Below are 17,742 nucleotides of genomic sequence, written 5' to 3'. Positions count from 1 at the left end.
TGCAATGTAAAGCTTTTGGATATCAGCAGCTGTATTAGCCATTTAGAACTCCTAATTTATGATTTAAAAAGTGCGAAGCTTGCTTTTTAGGCACCTACTCGCGTTACGGCAAGCAGATAATCGCAGATGCACCCAATCGAAGATGTGACCGAAATCACATTTTCAAAAAAAAGCAACACTTAACAACATTTGGCTTTGCTATTCCAAGATTTTTCATTTGTTCTGCAGAATCAGCTTCCAAATGAAAAGCCTAGATATGACTTTGCCAACCTACAATTATACGACTTACCCACCGGTAAACCAAAATGAATATTTCGTTACAAGAAATTACCAAACCATTTATATACTTTAGTATTGCCAGCAACGGCATTTTCAGGTATCACGCGACATTAGCCGACACGCACAAAGCTTGAACATTCTCAGGGTGTTTTATAAGCTAGCCCCCCAAAAAAACAAATTGCTGGTTGTGCCACAAATAAAAAAGGGCTTCTTGCGAAGCCCTTTTCCACACGCTGATCAAGTCGGCATCCTGGGTTACTGTTTACCCCAGTTGGTTACTCCATACACCATACGGGTACCAGCCTCATTTAATTTAGACTGGAAGATATATCCTGCGGTACCCCCCTTTTCCGCAGTGACTACACCTTGTACAGACATATTCTGTGCTGGCACATATTGATTGGCACCATACAACACGCCATTGCTGGTTACCGTTCCCTGACCTTGCAGGGCAAATCGCTCATTCCCGGTAATCAGGTCAAAACCTGTCGTAAATGTTGCCTTTGCAAAATCCAGCTGCAGCCTGGCATTTTCCAGCTTTGCGGCAGATTCCAGATTCTTGACATTATCAAGCACAACCGCCTGACTGTCCTTCAGGGCAAACCCCATGGTTCCAGTCGTTGGTACTTGCCATTCGGTGTTTTGTGCCTGGAAAATCGTAAAGTAAGCATTGGTTCCGCGCGCTATCGCATGATTTTGATCCTGCTTGCTGATGTCCACATTTGCCTTCTGGCCAAAAAGCTCAAACCAGCGTCCCCAGATTATTGTATTCGCCAATTCCGGTGTGCTAGTACCACCCGTGCCAGTTGAAGGTTTGTTCGTACTGGATGTATTTGACGCCAGAGTCTGCTTGACACCACCAACCTTATTGGGATCAAGATTAGGATCAATTGCTGTCGGCACGACAACATTTGACGATGCATGAGTCAGTGACGATTTAGTACCCGGCTCATCCGCCCGTGGTGGCGCTACTGCATCCGGTGTCAGGCCTGGAGCTGACTGCACTAACTGAGGTTTGTTTTGACCTTTATTGATTTGCAACAACAGACCTTGCTGGCGAGCAAATAATTCGGCAGTAGTCAACCCTTCACAAGGACCTGCACCTTGAGGCGAGCAAGCCCCTTCGAAAGCACTGACCACTACACCACCCTCAACTACCACGACCCTGGTTGTCTCCTGGTTGGCAAAAACGGTGAAATCCGTACCGCGCACACCAATTGCCGCGACAGGCGTATTGAAGCGGAAATTCTGCCTTGCCATTTTAACAGCATTGCCAGAAACGCTACGTGCAACACCGGACAATAACTCCAGCTTGATGCGGGTGTTTGTCGGATTTTTTGCGTCCACATGGTAACTGACAATACGCGCTTCACTATTGGGTCGCACAATGAGCAAGCCGTCATCAACGGTTTTGAGATAGATATAACCATCAGCACCAGTCTTGATGCTCCCCCCTTCTGCCACCATGCTGTCAACAATGGCAGCCTTGCCATTGATCTCAACTTTACCCCAGATAGCTGTCACTTTCGCAGCATCATCTGCAAAAGCCATGACCGGGGCAAGCAGCAAAAATGCCAGACCCCATTTGGCAATCTGCCTGAGCAAATTATCTGTTGCATTCTTCATATTTCTTCCTTACTTGCCACAAAATGGCGGCAAAGTCTTTCACCCGGGCGCACATTGCTCCGGCGTATATCACCCTGACCTTTGCTCATTATCCACTGATATGCAAAAAATATTGTGACGGCCATCACAATTTACAATTTCCCGCTACTATAACAGTTTTTCACTAAGCCATTGATACAGAAGGATTATTACAGATAAGCGTACCTTTGATAGCCACCCGCCTGCGCAGACTGACTGCATACCCCGTCCGAGCATTGCGTTTGCCGCAAAAATATTCGGATACCGGCCTGCATAAATAGATATACATTTCTCAAATGATTCAGATTATCATGCAGCCGAACAGTGTTTTTGACTTAACAGACTTCAATTACCCCCTCCTTTGCCTTGTGATTAATTCAACAAATCTTATTACACAATCATGAGGCTCGCATTCGGAAATCTATTGCGTACTTATGGCAAGACCCTGTTATGGTTACTGATTGCCATATCGGCAGTCGGATTGTGCGCAATGAATCAATGGTTGCCCGAGAGTCACCGGCTTTTTCCCGGTGATGAATGGTTACGTGACCGTTACATAAAAATTCATGCCCAGGACCAGCATGAAGAGCGCCTGGCCCTGATTGATATTGATGATGACAGCATCGCCAAACTTGGCGCAGCCCCTTGGCCACGAACACGCATTGCCGATTTGATCGAGAAATTGATTGTTGAGTTTGATGTGCGCGGCGTGGCGCTTGATATTTACTTTGAAGAACCTAAAGATACCATTGGTGATCAAAGGCTGGCCATGCTGGCAGCCCATGGGCCCATCGTGCTGGCGCAAGCCTTCGCCTTTGAAAAGAAGAATAGAGTAACCCCGCCTCAAAACGGTGAACTGGCAGGCGGTACATTAGCTGATCAACTTATGGGGGAACATCCAGAGGCGTACGCCATAGCAACAGGTTATATTGCCAACCACGCTGGTCTGGGTAACGCACGCTTTGTCGGCAATATCGGCTTTGTACCGGATGGTGATGGAACTTTACGAAGAATTCCGGTTCTGACACGTTTTAACGACAAAATTTATGATGGGCTTTCGCGGGCATTGCTTAAATGTTGTGCAAAGCTGCCCCAGGACAAATTGCAGATGCACAATAGCCGCTTTTCAGATGTCGATGAAAACGGCTTTTCAAGAGTGGAATACAGCCGCACACTGTCGTCCTATGAAGTGGTTCCGGCAGTCCATGTTCTGCAAGACAGGGTGCCGCAAGAGTCTTTGCGCGGCAAGTTTGTAATCATAGGTTCGTCGTCGTTAAGCCTGGCTGACCGTGTACCGACGCCTTTGGGGCATTCGACCAGTGGCTTTCTGGTACATGCGCAGGCACTGACTACCATGCTGGACGAACTAGAAGGCCGTCAGTATATAAAATGGCCAGGGAAATGGATTGCCATCGTCTTTAGCCTGCTGACGGCAGGCATGGCAGTGTTCATGTTTCCTCGTTTTTCGGCTTTGGCAAATACCCTGATGCTGCTGCTGGCATCAGGGGCCTGGGTGTTGCTGGCCTATCAGGTTGTTGATCATGACATGTGGTTTTCCCCTGTCAGCCCCTTGATAGCCAACTTTTTCCTATTGGCAGTTGCTGTACCATTTGGTTGGCAAACCACCCAGCGCAAGTCACGCAGATTGCTGGGAACGCTGCAACAATATGTGGCCAAAGCCGTCGTACAGGAATTATTACGCAGTGATCTGAAGGACCCGTTAGCCCCGCGTGAACTGCATGTGACGACGCTGATTGCAGACATGGAAGGTTACACCAGCCAGGTGGAAAATCTGTCGATGGAAACAGCAGCCAGTCTGACGCGAGAATTTCTGGAGTGTCTGACCGCGCCGGTACTGGAAAAAGGTGGCACACTGGATAAATATACCGGTGATGGCCTGGTCGCATTTTGGGGAGCGCCATTACCGGTAGAAAATCATGCTGACCTGGCCGTTGATGCAGCAATAGAGATTGTGAAGAACGTCAGAAAATTAAGCGCCCAATACGAAGAACAAGGGAGAAAAAAGATTAGAGTTCGAATCGGCATAGAAAGTGGCATCGCCATTGCAGGAGATTTTGGCAGTTCTTTCCGCAGCATTTATACTGCGGTAGGCGATAGCGTCAATACAGCTTCACGCCTGGAAGATGCCGCACGTCACTTCCCGCACGATATCATTATTGGCAAAGGAACTGTCGATAACTCACAACGGCATGTGTTTGAGCCGCTTGGTGAACGCCTGTTAAAAGGCAAGGAAAAACCGACCACGATTTATACGGTCGAGGTTTCCGCATGAGAAGTAAGCAGAATCTGAAATATATACTCCCATTGCTGGCACTATTGTTGTTGGGAAGTGCTCCTGCCAGAGCAGAGAATGCGGAAGAAGGTGAAGCCCTCTACATCGGCGCCTTAAAAGCCATCAGCGAAAAACGTCATGATGATGCCAAAGCCATGCTTGCCACCCTGATAGAAAAAACGCCTCAACACGGCGGCGCCTGGCTGGAACTGGCGATGCTGCAGTGTGAGCTGGGCAACAAGGCTGAGGCAGACAAACTTTTCCAACGGATGAAGCAAAGCCTGCCGCTTTCGCCAGACGAATTGCGCAAACTAGAGTTGCTGCAACCCAAAGAATGCAATGTACGTGCACCAGAAAAACATGTGTCAGTAAGCATGGAATTTGGCTATGACACCAATGTCAACCAGGGTGCCAGCAATCCTTTCTTTACCCTGGGCAGCGGTACCGAACAGCAGCAACTGCAACTTTTACCCGAATATCAACCAAAGTCGGATCGTTACGCAAGCTTGTCAGCCAATATCTCGCGTGAACTGGCCAGGGATGGCACCACAGGTTTTGCACAACTGCGCGTACGCGCCTATGATGCCCTTACTTCGTTCAATACCATGGCAGCGGCTGCCGGACTTGAACACACCTGGTACGCCGATGAATACAGCGTCAAGGGGACCGGCCTGATCAGTATGCTGACCCTCGGCGGACACCTTTACCAGAAACAGGAGATTTTCCAGCTGCGCCTTGGCGTACCATCACCCAAAGGAAGTCCCTGGCATTTTGGTGCAATCACAGGCCTGACCGTTGTGCAGTATCCAACCTTGAGTAATTTTGATGCGCATACAGTGGAACTGCGTGGCCTGGCATCTTACGAATCTGAGAAATTCCTTCTTCAGGGGAGCCTGGCCTACATGGCAGACCGTGCCCACTCTGATCGTCAGGGGGGTAACAGGGAAGGCTATTATGGCAACCTGAATTTCAAACGCCAGTTATATGACAGAACTGAACTGGACCTGGGCTGGAGTCATCAGATCTGGCAAAGCGCGCAAATTTACTCACCGACACTGATCAATGTCGCCAGGCGGCAAAATATACAGACCATCAGGGCAGCACTGAACTGGTACATTAATGACAGACAAACACTGCAACTGGAAATCCGCAAAATCAGGAACAGAGAAAATATTTCAATCCTTGAATACAATGGCAAGACCTTGCAATTAAGCTGGCAATGGCAAAATTTTTAAGCGAAACATCAAAGTGCGCTACCTTTATCAAAGGCCTGCTCTGAGTGGCACCCCTGTCAAGTCAGTAAGTACTGACACTTAATTTTCAGCAGAAAATACTTGAAATGTTGGTTATCATGAGCGGTTTATTCCCCAGATGATCAAATCATGCAGGCCTGCTTTTTGCAAAAAATCGATGAGGAAACCGAAAATCGGTGAAAATAGCGACATTTGGCTCAGATCACATCAAATTATTTGATGGCCCGACAAATGATTTGAGTTTGCGCCTTATCGTCACCATCTACGCTTGACGCAGAAAATGTTGAAAACGAATGACCGGCCATCGGGGCCCAGAGCCGCCAGCACCGGTCTTCAAAATTGGATTGACCAATGACAGTATCAAATAGTGAAGTCGCTGTTATACATAGCAAGGGCCCCAGTGCTGAGGCAGCCCCTCCCTTGCCCGGACAATTACAATTAAACATTCCCATCCAGACCAAGGTTCAGGTCAAGGTCAATCAGATCACCGTTAATTTGCGCAATATCCCCTTGTTAATGGGATTGAGCGATGAAGACATGGCCAAGGTCAAAGCCGATGTACGTGTACGTCACTTCAATAAACGCGATGTCGTTTTGCAAAAAGGCGGCATCGGTGACAGCCTGCTGTTTTTATTGACCGGGCAGTTACAAGTCGTCGACGTCACGGAAGATGGCCGCGCCATCGGCTTGCGCATGCTCAAGGAAGGTGATTTCTTTGGTGAAATTGCCATCATCAACGGCACACCCAGGTCAGCCTCAGTGGTGGCATTAAGCAATGTGCTGGTAGCGTTTCTGCCCAGCGCTACTGCGCTACATCTGTTTTCACATTCACCGGCGATGGCAAACATGATGCTGCGCCATCTGGCGGAAAAAATCCAGCGCGACTCAGAATTCCGGGCCCTGCTCAGCATCAGCAACACCTCACGCAGGATTTATGCTTTTATTGCCCTGTTCCAGAAAACCATGCCAGGCAATCTGGTCGTGATTGAAAACCTGCCTACGCATCAGGACATCGCCATGATGATCAATACCAGTCGCGAGACTGTGACCCGTGCGCTTTTGCATCTGGCCCAGCAAGGCATCGTCGAAAAAGACCTGCATCGCCTGATCATACGCAAACCCGAAGAACTGGAAAAACTGGCTCTGGGCAATGGTGTCTGATTCCGGCTGCGAAATGTAAGCTGCGACTATCAGCTCACCATGCTATTCAATTCCTTTGCCTTTCTGTTTGTTTTTTTGCCCGTCACGCTGGCAGTCTGGTTCTTGCTCAAAAAGAATATCGGTTTAAGAACTGCCTTGAGCTGGCTGGTATTGGCTTCACTGGTCTTTTATGCGGTCTGGGATGTGCGCTATCTGGCGGTATTGCTGACATCGATCAGCATCAACTTCTGGCTTGGCGGGCGCATACTCAAAGCCAGAGAATCGGTTCAGGACAAGCAGGCAGGCCTGTGGCTTAAAGCGGGTGTCAGTTTTAATCTGCTGGTACTAGGTGGCTTCAAGTACACCTATTTCCTGGCGTCAAATCTGTTTGCCTTGTTTGGCACGGCAACGCCTATTGATCCCATTGTCTTGCCACTGGCCATCTCCTTTGTCACCTTCCAGAAGATCGCCTATCTGGTCGATTGTCGGCGCGGTCATGTACAAAGACATAATGCCCTTGATTACCTGTTCTTCGTATCCTTCTTCCCGCAACTGATCGCCGGCCCCATTGTCCATCACAAGCCTTTGATCGCACAAACGCGGGGTGATGCCAATCCACTGTTTGCGCAAAAGGAAGCACTGATCACCGGTTTCTGCTTCCTGGCGCTGGGCCTGTTCAAAAAAACCATACTGGCCGACAGCATGTCCCGCTACGCCAGCCCGGTATTTGAACTGGCCAGGCAAACCGTGCCAGGTGGAGAAGCTGCCTGGCAAGCCATGCTGGCTTACAGTCTGCAACTATATTTTGATTTTTCGGCTTATTCAGATATGGCGATAGGTCTGGCGCTGATGTTTGGATTTAAATTGCCTGTCAATTTTTTCTCACCCTACAAAGCGACGTCCGTCATCGATTTCTGGCGGCGCTGGCATATGACACTATCGAGTTTCTTGCGAGACTACCTATATATTCCCCTGGGTGGCAATCGCCATGGTCAGGTCAGACGTTATCGCAATCTGTGGCTGACCATGTTGCTGGCCGGAGTCTGGCACGGAGCAGGCTGGAATTTCTTCCTGTGGGGGGCTGTTCACGGCAGCATGCTGCTGCTCAATCATTTCTGGCATCATTGCTTGCAGGCCCGTCCTGCGTTAAACAGGCTGTGGGACAAACTGCCAAGTATCATCAGTATAGCGTTCACCTTCATTCTCGTGGCTTTCGCCTGGGTCTTGTTCAGGGCAAGCGACCTGGGCAGTGCTTCCCATATGTACACCGCCTTGCTGCACCCCTTGTCAGGTACACACCTGCCATCGATCCCCTGGCAATCGATGGCGCAGGTACTTGAAAGCATGCTCGGCACGGGTCCGGATGCAGGCTGGATATGGATAACAACGGGCCTGATCATCGTCTGGGCACTGCCCAATACCAATGAATTGCTGTCTTATGATCCAGCGCCCAATGTTGCTGTCAGCAAGATTGCACCGTCACGGCAATTACGGCTGGGCATACTGGCAGGTGTCTGCTTCTGGTTTGCGCTGAAATGGATGGCAGTCAGGCCGGCAACAGAATTCCTGTATTTTAATTTTTGAGCGGTCGGGAAGATGAAAAAATTCTGGCTCGGCATGACTGGCGCATTTCTGACCCTGTCGCTGGCATGGATCATCGGCATCAAATATCAGTTGGGTGCCCCCACCGCCAGTTCACGCTGGGTATTCGATGCCTATCAGCATAAAATCCAGGCAGCTCAACGGAGTGCGGGCCCACGTGTCCTGATCGTCGCCGGATCAAATGCCCTGTTCGGCATCAATTCAGGCATGCTGGAAGATTACTGGCACAAGCCCGTCATCAATCTCGGTGTCAACGCAGGACTGGGGCTGCCATATATACTTGATGTATCACGTCGCCTGGCAAAACCTGGCGATATCATCCTGATGCCCATGGAATACGCTTTGTATCTCGATGATGGCAAAGCTAACTCGCAAATCATCGACTATGTGATGGCGCGCGATCTTGATTACTGGCGCAGTCTGCCACGCACCGAGCAACTGAGGTTTGCTGCTGGCTTGGGTGCTGACCGCCTGCTGCATGGTTTGCGCCATCTTCCTGATGGTCCGGTAACCAGTGGCACTTACGGCGCCCATCATCTGGATGCACGCGGGGATCAGACGCATTCCAGCCCGGCAGAACGTACGCCAGCAGATATTGCCGCCGTCCAGGCAAGCAAAGCCTGGGATTACGCCCATCGTGCCAATACAGAAACCGGCGGCTGGAGCAGTATGGCTGCCTATGCTCAATGGGCCAGGGCAAATCAAATCTGCCTGATCGCCGTACCCACCGTCCTGCTTCATCACAACAAGTACGATGCAAACCCGGAAGACCGGGCGTTCTATGCCCAGCTGCCACAAAGACTGGGCAAGCTCGGTATAGAATACTTGGGAAAACCCAGGGACTTCATGTATCCCGTCAACCTGTTCTTTGATACTGATCACCACCTGCAAGACTGGGCACGCGACAAGCATACAGCCAGCTTGATTGCATTATTAAAGACCAGGGATAAAACCGCCTGCGGCAATTAACATGCCAGTCGGAACACCGGCTGTTACCTGCCACAAAACGCTTGGCAGCTTTACAGGCGGCCAATATCCATATCAAGAGAATTGGCAATCCCGTCTATGGTATTGAGCAGACGTTGCGACAAGGCTGGCCATTGTCTGGTAGCTGTCCAGGCTTTTGCCTGAATGGTCTTCTCCTGTAGCGCCTGAGGACTATTTAAAATCGCCAGTATTCCTTCCGCAATCGCTGCGGCATCTGTCCCTGGCAGTACATGTACGGCATCTTTGACATCATCAAAAATCGACAAAGGTGTCACCGCCACAGGACGCGCCGATGCCAGCCCCATGCGTACGGCAGCACTGGATGACTCCTGTGTTTGCTGGTAGGGATAGACAATCAGGTCAGCCTGTTGCAGCCAGGACTGACTCTCTTCATCAGTCAAGTAATCGGACAGGAAGGTCACATGATCTGCCAGACCCAGGTCATTCACTAACTTGCGGCAAAGATGGTATTCACCTTCAGACAAACCAACCGGATACAGGGAAGTCACCAGCAACAAGTGATAAGGTCCCAGCTCTTTGGGTAATAGCGCAAAGGCATTGATCAAAGCCTGTATGCCCTTATGCGGCAACAAAAAACCATAGGCAGCGATCACTTTCTTGCCCGTCAGGCGTTGCAATTGCCCACTGTCGAGCCTGCTCGACGCATTGTCTAGTGTTGGCATCAGCCCCTGAGGGAAAAACACCAGATTATCTTGTACGCCAAACCCCTTGAGCCTGTTCATGTCATCTATACCATGTACGAACAGGCGGTCTGCCAGTTGCAATTCTTCCGCAATACTGGCCAGTGAAATCAAATTGTCGTCGCGCTGTATATCAGCTGTCGAATGAAAAAATACGTATACCGCTTTTTGATCTGCTTTTAGACGCCTGATCAGGCGTGCCAGTGTCGCCAGGGAAAAGAAACCAAAATTGTATTGAATAACAATCGCGTCGAGCTTTTGTTCTTCAATTTCCAGATACGCGTAGTCTAATGTCTCATCCATGCTAGCCTCCCAGCTACGGACAACATTGCCAGCATCGCGCGCCGTACGCTCAGAAATATGACTGCTGAGATACACCAGCCGCTCACGCGGCATGCCCGCTGTCAGAAATGCAGAATAAGAAGCGATACCACAGCGCGCATTCCAGCTGCTGATCCAGCCTATACGTGGCTCTTTGCGCAGCAAAGGCTGTTGTTCAAGTGCGGCGATTGCCTGCATACTCCTGTCTGCCACATTGGTCCAGGCATAGTTTTCGGAAATAAAGCGATAGGCCTTTGCTGTCCTGGCGGTAATCACCTCAGGTGTACTTCCGTGAACTTCTTTCATTAGCAACGCCAGATGGTCAATATCCGGGTCTGCCCAGGCAGAATGGGTAGCACTGAAATGTGATGTCGACTTGGCAAAACGGTAATCGCATAGCCAGACTTTACTGTCATCACAAAAATCCATCTGCCCGCTCCAGGCAGTAGCAATCACCGGCAATTTCAGCAGCATGGCTTCCGCCACGGGTAAACCAAAACCTTCACCACGGCTGGGCGCCACAACTGCATGGCAGGCTTCATACAGGGCGCGCATCTGCGCCTGGTCATAATCATCCATGATGATCTGTACATGCGGGAAATCTGCATCAGCAGCCTGCAAGCGCGCCAGTTGCTGTTCCACATCATTATGCGGATTGGGAAAGGTCTTGATGACCAGGCTGACATCATCCCTATCGCGGAATGCCTGACCATAAGCGGCCAGCAAGGCGTCTGCTCCCTTGCGCGGGAAGCAGGAAGAAACATGCAGGAATCGATATGTCTTCAAACCTGACAATAACCTGGCCGGTACTGTGCCAGCGGCAACCCTGAGCAGGTGATCAACACCATTGCCGACAGCAGCAATCGGCACGCGCACACCGCTGTCGCGTAAGACCTTGCCAACAAAGCGAGACACGACCAGAATCAGGTCCAGCTTGCGGTTGAATTCGTTGACAAATTCGGCAGGGAAACCGGTTTCTTCCCATCCATAAGAATGTACTACCCGCACCCTGGTCTGCATGTCATCAAGCGTGGGTGGATAACAGTTGCGCAGCACCACGTCAGGCAAACTGGTTGCTTGCTGCATCACCTCCTGCATGGCAGCGATCTCTGGATTGGCCGATAAAAATTCTGCCGACGTAGGGAAATCACCATGCCCTTCACGACTGCGCAAAGCCAGCGGTGCGGCACCTTCTTTTGCCTTCAGGGCCAACGCCAGTTCACGGTTGACGATTGCCAGGCTATAGCTGGAATCAAATGGACCTTCCATTTGCCAGCGTACCGTCTGTATATCTGTGGCCTGGGCTGTCACATCGACGGCATGTGGCACTTGCACGCCCATACTCTGCAAAAAATCTTGCAGCGCAGCCTTGATATGCTGGCGTGAAAAACGCTGTACGTTTTCTCTTTGTGCGGCAATGGTGCGGCGACGCAGGGCCGGTTCAGTCAGCAACATCTGCACATGCGCAGCACAGGTCGCCGGACTGACGTCAGCGTCAAGCAATATGCCTGCGCCACCCATGGTAGCGCTGACACCCTCTGTCGCCCTGGCAATGACCGGCACATCGTGCAGCATGGCTTCAATCAAAGGCATGCCAAAACCCTCATGCTCACTCAGGCTGACATAGGCATCTGCACTACGATATAAAGTAATCAGATCCGTGTCAGAGATTTTACCCGTCATCAAGACCTGATCTTCAAGTTTCAGCTGATGTATGCGTTCGCGCACTTGCTGTTCGTAAGGCAGGCTGGTAACGCCGCCGGCCAGTATCAGCCTGACCGGCTGACGCGACAGATGACGCAATACCTCGAACATATCAAGCAATTGCAACTGGTGCTTGTGCTCGCACAAACGCCCGACAAACAGAATATTGTGCGCACCGCGCAAGTTGTTCATCAATACGGGATTGCAGCTTTGCTGCTGCCAGCGCGTCACATCCACCAGCAAAGGAATGGTCGCGACATGGGCATAGCGGGCGGCACGCAATTCTTTACTGTTGAGCTCGGAATCCCCGATGGCAGCTTGAAAATCCCCGGCCCACAAAGCCAGCTGTTTTGTGCCAAGCATACTCAGTTCAGGCAAACCATTGTCCGGCAAAAATTGTGGCGGCGTTATATTGTGATAGACCAACACCTTGCGCGCCCTGATGTCATTGAACCAGGCACAGTTTTCATAACCAAGGCTATGGTGTACCAGCAGAATATCGCCATCAGCGAGGTTCAGCTGGCTCATGTGCAAGACTTCATCACGCACTTCATCCTGTACCAGGTCGCAATAGATGCTGGAGTCGAAACCCATTTCCCTTAACAGGGTGCGGGTAAAAAACATGCCATTGCTGACGCCGTCGCCCCTGCCACAGGAAGGGCTGAATTGATGTATCTGCATCTTATTTACGACCTATCACTGCATAATCCTGGGCACCGAACAGCTCCTTGTTGAGCAGCGCCTCGACTTCACTGCCGCCTTTGAGCAGATGGTCATCCGGGTAGGGATGCAGGCGCAAAATCTCGGCTTGCGAAAACCCGCGCTGACGCGCCATGAACTCGGCCACTTGCGGAACAATCGGGTTCAGATGAGTAGGATCAAAATAGAAATTACAAGCGCCGACTTTCAGGTTTTCCGGATTGGGCGTTTCAAAAATAATGACGCCACCAGGGCATAGCGCATGCAAAGCCGCATCAAACAGGGCGATCAATTGCTCGAACGGCAGGTGTTCTATGATCTGGAAACCGGTTACTGCACCGATACTGCCCGCAGGTTGCTCGCGCAGATAGGCGATTGCATCAGCATGACGCACCAACAAGCCCCGGTCCAGACAGGCATTGACCATGGAAACATTCATGTCCACGCCCAAGGCCGGTATGCCCTGCTCATCAAGCAATTCCAGCCATTCGCCCCGACCGCAGCCGACATCGATCACCATCTTGCGCTCATCCCTGGGTTGTTTGCTAATGTGCGACAAATACGGCAAATACACGTTCAGGCGCTGCTTGATATCTTCGCGTGTCCCACGGAACAAGGCTTCAAATTCAAGATAAAACTGATCCTGGTCAAAGTGATGTGTCACTTTGGCTGGCACTGGTGCAGGCGAAACAAGCGTCGCACTCGCCGGATTGTCAGCAGGCTGCAGCGGGTTTTGCTGGTGTTGTACGCCACTCTGGAGCTGGGTGCGCATCATCAGATTCAATGAACGCAACTGACGACCTATGTATAAACGATCAAGTTCCATCAGGCGTTTGCCGATATCAAGCGCATCATACTGCGCCAGTCGCAAAGCGAGCTTTTCAGATTCCAGTTGATGAATTCGCCGACTGTGCTCGTCAGTAAATTCCTTGTGGGTGGCGATCAACAGATTCTGATGATGCAATTGCGCCCGTAAATCTGCGATTTCAATACGTGTGCGTGGCAAAAGTAACAATGCCTTAAACCAGGACAGCGCATAACCAAGCCCTGGTATCGCACGCAATCTTTGCCTCAGGCTCAAGGGAGCAGGCTGGGGCGGGTTTGTTTCTGTCACTATTTCACTTGCCGTATCCGGTTCTGCAAGCGTTGCAGCTGCAGGTTTCGCCGCTGGAGCGGTATATCCACTATTCTGCAATAGCACATTTGCCTTTTCCCTTAGTTGCTGCTCTTCGTACTCAGATTTTTTCTGTATCGCCATATAATTTCGAAGTTTTATTCATAATTAGCGGCAAATTATCAGTTTTTAAACCGCAAAAAAGGGTAGAAGTATAAATGATGATGTAAACTGCGACGAAATTATCGACACTAACAAGTTTCCTGTGACATTCCGTCAGCCGGCAGGACGATCTGACGAAAATGGATAACCCGGCCCCGCACATCTGGCTCAGCCACGGCTCCATGATTCAGATTTTGCAAGTTTAGCCTATTCAAGGCTAACGCACATCTGGACTGATCTTGCATAGGGAATTTTGCGCCACCATATAATATTGATATTTTAAATATTTGCCTTTTTGACAATCAGAAAGTGATTCATGTTATTACAGCCAGTTATACTTTCCGGAGGTTCCGGGACGCGCCTGTGGCCGCTGTCGCGCGAAAAACATCCCAAACAATTACTTGCACTGGTAGGCGAAGAAACCATGCTGCAAGCGACCGCAACCCGCGTCAGGGACTTTAAAGGCAGTGCAGACGTTGCACAAAAGATGATCGTTGTCTGCAATGAAGAATATCGTTTTATCACGGCCGAGCAACTGCGTGTCGCCGGTTTTCATGACTGCAGCCTGCTGCTTGAGCCCAGCGGTCGCAATACGGCGCCTGCACTGACATTGGCGGCCCTGGCCGCAGCAGCAGATGACAACGATGCAGTCCTGCTGGTCATGCCGGCAGACCATGTCATCAATGACAAGCCAGGTTTTCATCAAGCCATACAACATGGTTTGCAGCAGGCGCTTGATGGCGCCATGGTGACCTTTGGTATCGTCCCTGACCGGCCAGAGACCGGCTACGGCTATATACAGACCGGTGATGCACTCCCCGGTCAGCAAGTCCTAGAACTGCAGGCATTTGTCGAAAAACCAGTACTTGAAGTCGCCCAGCAATATCTTGATGGTGGGCGCCATCTGTGGAATAGCGGCATCTTCATGATGCGCGCCAGCACCTGGCTCAAAGCCATACAGCATTTTCATCCGGCGATGTATGCCGCCTGTCAGACAGCAATGCAAAATGCCGCGGTAGACTGTGATTTTGTGCGGGTAGACAAAGAGGCCTTCCTGTCCTGCCCATCTGATTCCATTGACTATGCCGTCATGGAAAAACTGACCAAGGACACGACGCTCAATATTCCTGGCTATGTCGTACCTTTGAACGCTGGCTGGTCAGATGTTGGCGCCTGGGACGCCGTCTGGCAGGTTTCGGACAAGGATGGCAATGGCAATAGTGCTCATGGTGACGTCCTGCTGGAAGATTCACGCAATTGCCTGGTCATCGCCGACAGCCGCCTGGTTGCCTGCCTGGGCCTGGAAGACGTGATCGTAGTCGAAACGCCGGACGCGGTACTGGTCACCAACAAGGCCAACACACAGAACATCAAGCGCGTAGTCACCCGCCTGAAAGACGAAAACTATACGCAGACAGATAATCACCGCAAGGTGTACCGCCCCTGGGGACATTATGATTCTGTCGACAGCGGTGAGCACTTCCAGGTCAAGCGCATCGTCGTCAAACCCGGTGGCCGCTTGTCCATGCAAATGCATCATCACCGTGCCGAACACTGGATCGTCGTCAGCGGCACCGCCCTGGTAACCCGTGGTGAAGAAGTCATGACCCTGGTTGCCAATCAATCCACCTATATTCCGCTGGGCGTGAAGCACAGACTGGAAAATCCTGGTGAATCCGATCTTGAATTGATCGAGGTTCAGTCCGGCACCTATCTTGGTGAAGATGATATTGTCCGTTTCGATGATATCTATGGTCGTGTCGCAGGTTAATCCCTGCTAAAGAAAGCAAAGTTTTGAAAGCTGTACTACTCTCCCTGTGGCAGTATCGTCACTTCATCTGGTCATCCATACGTGCCGAGTTTGCTGGCCGCTTTGCTCGCAGCAAACTGGGGGCCTTGTGGATGATCCTGAACCCGCTGGCCCAGGCCACGATTTTTGCTGTTGTCCTGTCAGAAGTGCTGGTCACCAAAATAGCCAATATCGACAACAAGGCTGCATATGCCATCTACCTGATGGCAGGTATGGCAGCCTGGGGCCTGTTTGCCGAAATCATCAACCGCAGCACCACGGTATTCATTGACTATTCAAATACCCTGAAGAAGATTTCTTTTCCAAGGTTGTGTCTGCCCTTGATTGTAGGCGGCAGCGCCCTGATCAATCACCTGCTGTTGCTGGCGGCGATTGCAGTAGTGTTTCTGTTCTTCGGACATTTGCCGACACTGGCATGGCTGGTACTGCCCTTGGGCATGATCCTGATCGTACTCTTTGCCTTTGGCCTGGGCATCATACTTGGTTTGCTGAACGTATTTTCACGCGACGTCGGCCAGGTCATGGGCATAGTCCTGCAACTATGGTTCTGGTTCACCCCTGTGGTTTACCTGATCGATAGCATGCCACCACGTTTCGCGGCCATTTTGAAACTCAATCCCATGATGCCTCTTGTCAGAATTTATCAAAATGCCTTGCTGTATGGCACTTTGCCGAATATCTCCTCGTTACTGATTCCTACGCTGGTTTCATCGGGACTGTTTGTATTTTCTTTCTGGATTTTCCGGCGTGCCAGCGCAGATCTGGTGGATGCACTATGAGTCAAACTGTATTGAATGTTGCCAGTGTCGGGAAATGCTATGCCAAATTCGGCGGCCTGCTGTCACGCCTGATGTACTGGGCGGGCCTGCCCGTCAAACCTGCGTATGAATACTGGGCTAACCGCGACATCAGTTTCACCGTGCCGGCGGGCCAGGCAGTAGCTATCATCGGCCAGAATGGTGCGGGCAAAAGTACCCTGTTAAAAATGATCACAGGCACCGTGCGGCCAACCACTGGCCATATCGCCGTCAGCGGCCGCATCAGTGCCATGCTGGAACTGGGCCTGGGCTTCAATCCCGAATTCTCTGGCAGGCAAAATGCCTATATGGCCGGCGGCCTGATGGGACTGAGCGGCGAGCAACTCGATGCATTGATGCCGGGCATAGAAAGCTTTGCTGAAATCGGCACCTTCTTTGATCAACCCTTGCGCGTGTACTCCAGCGGCATGCAGGCACGCCTGGCTTTTGCCGTAGCTACCGCGGTACGCCCGGATGTATTGATTGTCGATGAAATCCTGTCAGTTGGTGACAGTTATTTCCAGCACCGCAGCTTTGACCGCATACGTCAGTTCAAGGAGCAGGGCACTTCCATCATTCTGGTGACCCATAGCATGGGTGATGTGCGCAGTCTTTGTGATCATGTGATCCTGATTGACAAGGGTTGCGTACTCAAGCAGGGCGCACCGGATGAAGTCGTGGATTTCTACAATGCCATGATCGCCCGCAAGGAAAATGAAAACTTCAAGGTGGAGCAGCATCGCAATGAACAAGGCTGGCTGCAAACCCGCTCTGGCACAGGCATGGCCACTGTCAGCAGACTGACGCTGCGCGACCAGGACAGTGACCAGATATTGGCGGCTGCCCAGGTGGGGCAAAGAATCAAACTGGTTGCCGAAGTCCAGCTACGCGCCGATATCCCTGAACTGGTACTGGGGTTGATGCTAAGGGACAAACAGGGTAGCGTCATCTGGGGCAGCAATACCTGGTACACCAAGCAGGTGCAGAATAATTTACGCCAGGGTGATGCGCTGGAATTTGTGTTGCCGTTTGAATGCCCGCTGGGACCAGGTTCCTATTCAGTGACAACCGCACTGACCAAGGCAAAGACGCATCTGGAAGAAAATTATGAATGGTCGGACAATCTGCTGGTGTTTGACGTCATCAATGTCGACCAGCCAGAATTCATCGGCAGCAACTGGCTGCGCGGCGAGTTCAATATCCGGAAAATAACGGCAGCATAACAATGGGGCAGTA

General features: G+C 50.9%; 11 protein-coding genes. 8 read left to right on the top strand and 3 right to left on the bottom strand.

Annotated elements, in window-relative coordinates; translation table 11 throughout:
• Positions 1-534: 534 nt before the first annotated feature.
• Complete coding sequence (locus LZ463_RS22800; RefSeq protein ID WP_241458595.1) at positions 535-1,905, bottom strand: FecR family protein; 1,371 nt, start codon at positions 1,903-1,905, stop codon at positions 535-537.
• Between the two features lie 418 nt (positions 1,906-2,323).
• On the opposite strand from LZ463_RS22800, the gene LZ463_RS22795 reads away from it, so the two are divergent.
• From LZ463_RS22795 to LZ463_RS22775, 5 genes are all read left to right on the top strand, one after another.
• Positions 2,324-4,216, top strand: coding sequence for a CHASE2 domain-containing protein (locus LZ463_RS22795; protein ID WP_241458594.1), 1,893 nt, complete (start codon positions 2,324-2,326; stop codon positions 4,214-4,216).
• On the top strand, positions 4,213-5,451 hold the full coding sequence (locus tag LZ463_RS22790; RefSeq protein ID WP_241458593.1) for a tetratricopeptide repeat protein: 1,239 nt from the start codon (positions 4,213-4,215) through the stop codon (positions 5,449-5,451). The genes LZ463_RS22795 and LZ463_RS22790 overlap by 4 nt, the downstream gene beginning before the upstream one ends.
• A 369-nt stretch (positions 5,452-5,820) precedes the next feature.
• Positions 5,821-6,630 carry a Crp/Fnr family transcriptional regulator gene (locus tag LZ463_RS22785; protein ID WP_241458592.1) on the top strand — a complete coding sequence of 270 codons (810 nt, stop codon included), beginning with the start codon at positions 5,821-5,823 and terminating at the stop codon, positions 6,628-6,630.
• 39 nt (positions 6,631-6,669) lie between these two features.
• Positions 6,670-8,193 (top strand): MBOAT family O-acyltransferase, encoded by a 1,524-nt coding sequence (locus tag LZ463_RS22780; RefSeq protein WP_241458591.1) that lies wholly within the window; start codon positions 6,670-6,672, stop codon positions 8,191-8,193.
• A 12-nt stretch (positions 8,194-8,205) separates the two neighbouring features.
• Positions 8,206-9,180, top strand: a complete 975-nt coding sequence (locus tag LZ463_RS22775; RefSeq protein ID WP_241458590.1) for a hypothetical protein — start codon at positions 8,206-8,208, stop codon at positions 9,178-9,180.
• Positions 9,181-9,230: 50 nt separating this feature from the next.
• On the opposite strand, the gene LZ463_RS22770 is transcribed toward LZ463_RS22775, so the two are convergent.
• Positions 9,231-12,605 (bottom strand): glycosyltransferase, encoded by a 3,375-nt coding sequence (locus tag LZ463_RS22770; protein WP_241458589.1) that lies wholly within the window; start codon positions 12,603-12,605, stop codon positions 9,231-9,233.
• A gap of 1 nt (position 12,606) precedes the next feature.
• Complete coding sequence (locus LZ463_RS22765) at positions 12,607-13,881, bottom strand: class I SAM-dependent methyltransferase (protein WP_241458588.1); 1,275 nt, start codon at positions 13,879-13,881, stop codon at positions 12,607-12,609.
• 334 nt (positions 13,882-14,215) lie between these two features.
• Here LZ463_RS22765 and LZ463_RS22760 point away from each other — a divergent pair, with 334 nt between their 5' ends.
• The 3 genes from LZ463_RS22760 to LZ463_RS22750 are packed head-to-tail and all read left to right on the top strand — an operon-like array spanning position 14,216 to position 17,729.
• Positions 14,216-15,670 carry a mannose-1-phosphate guanylyltransferase/mannose-6-phosphate isomerase gene (locus LZ463_RS22760; protein WP_241458587.1) on the top strand — a complete coding sequence of 485 codons (1,455 nt, stop codon included), beginning with the start codon at positions 14,216-14,218 and terminating at the stop codon, positions 15,668-15,670.
• Positions 15,671-15,693: 23 nt separating this feature from the next.
• Positions 15,694-16,488: an ABC transporter permease gene (locus tag LZ463_RS22755; RefSeq protein ID WP_241458586.1), complete on the top strand. Its 795-nt coding sequence runs from the start codon at positions 15,694-15,696 to the stop codon at positions 16,486-16,488.
• Complete coding sequence (locus LZ463_RS22750; RefSeq protein WP_241458585.1) at positions 16,485-17,729, top strand: ABC transporter ATP-binding protein; 1,245 nt, start codon at positions 16,485-16,487, stop codon at positions 17,727-17,729. Before LZ463_RS22755 ends, LZ463_RS22750 begins: the two co-directional genes overlap by 4 nt.
• Positions 17,730-17,742 lie beyond the last annotated feature (13 nt).

The organism is Undibacterium paludis (genome assembly GCF_022568815.1).
GTDB lineage: Bacteria > Pseudomonadota > Gammaproteobacteria > Burkholderiales > Burkholderiaceae_D > Undibacterium.
This window is presented reverse-complemented; position numbering and strand designations above follow the sequence as displayed.

Bases quoted from the DNA above. Each gene is read 5' to 3' on its own strand.
- LZ463_RS22790 (WP_241458593.1), top strand. From the start codon at position 4,213: ATGAGAAGTAAGCAGAATCTGAAATATATACTCCCATTGCTGGCACTA.
- LZ463_RS22750 (WP_241458585.1), top strand. From the start codon at position 16,485: ATGAGTCAAACTGTATTGAATGTTGCCAGTGTCGGGAAATGCTATGCC.
- LZ463_RS22780 (WP_241458591.1), top strand. From the start codon at position 6,670: ATGCTATTCAATTCCTTTGCCTTTCTGTTTGTTTTTTTGCCCGTCACG.
- LZ463_RS22765 (WP_241458588.1), bottom strand. From the start codon at position 13,881: ATGGCGATACAGAAAAAATCTGAGTACGAAGAGCAGCAACTAAGGGAA.
- LZ463_RS22795 (WP_241458594.1), top strand. From the start codon at position 2,324: ATGAGGCTCGCATTCGGAAATCTATTGCGTACTTATGGCAAGACCCTG.
- LZ463_RS22760 (WP_241458587.1), top strand. From the start codon at position 14,216: ATGTTATTACAGCCAGTTATACTTTCCGGAGGTTCCGGGACGCGCCTG.
- LZ463_RS22800 (WP_241458595.1), bottom strand. From the start codon at position 1,905: ATGAAGAATGCAACAGATAATTTGCTCAGGCAGATTGCCAAATGGGGT.
- LZ463_RS22785 (WP_241458592.1), top strand. From the start codon at position 5,821: ATGACAGTATCAAATAGTGAAGTCGCTGTTATACATAGCAAGGGCCCC.
- LZ463_RS22775 (WP_241458590.1), top strand. From the start codon at position 8,206: ATGAAAAAATTCTGGCTCGGCATGACTGGCGCATTTCTGACCCTGTCG.
- LZ463_RS22770 (WP_241458589.1), bottom strand. From the start codon at position 12,605: ATGCAGATACATCAATTCAGCCCTTCCTGTGGCAGGGGCGACGGCGTC.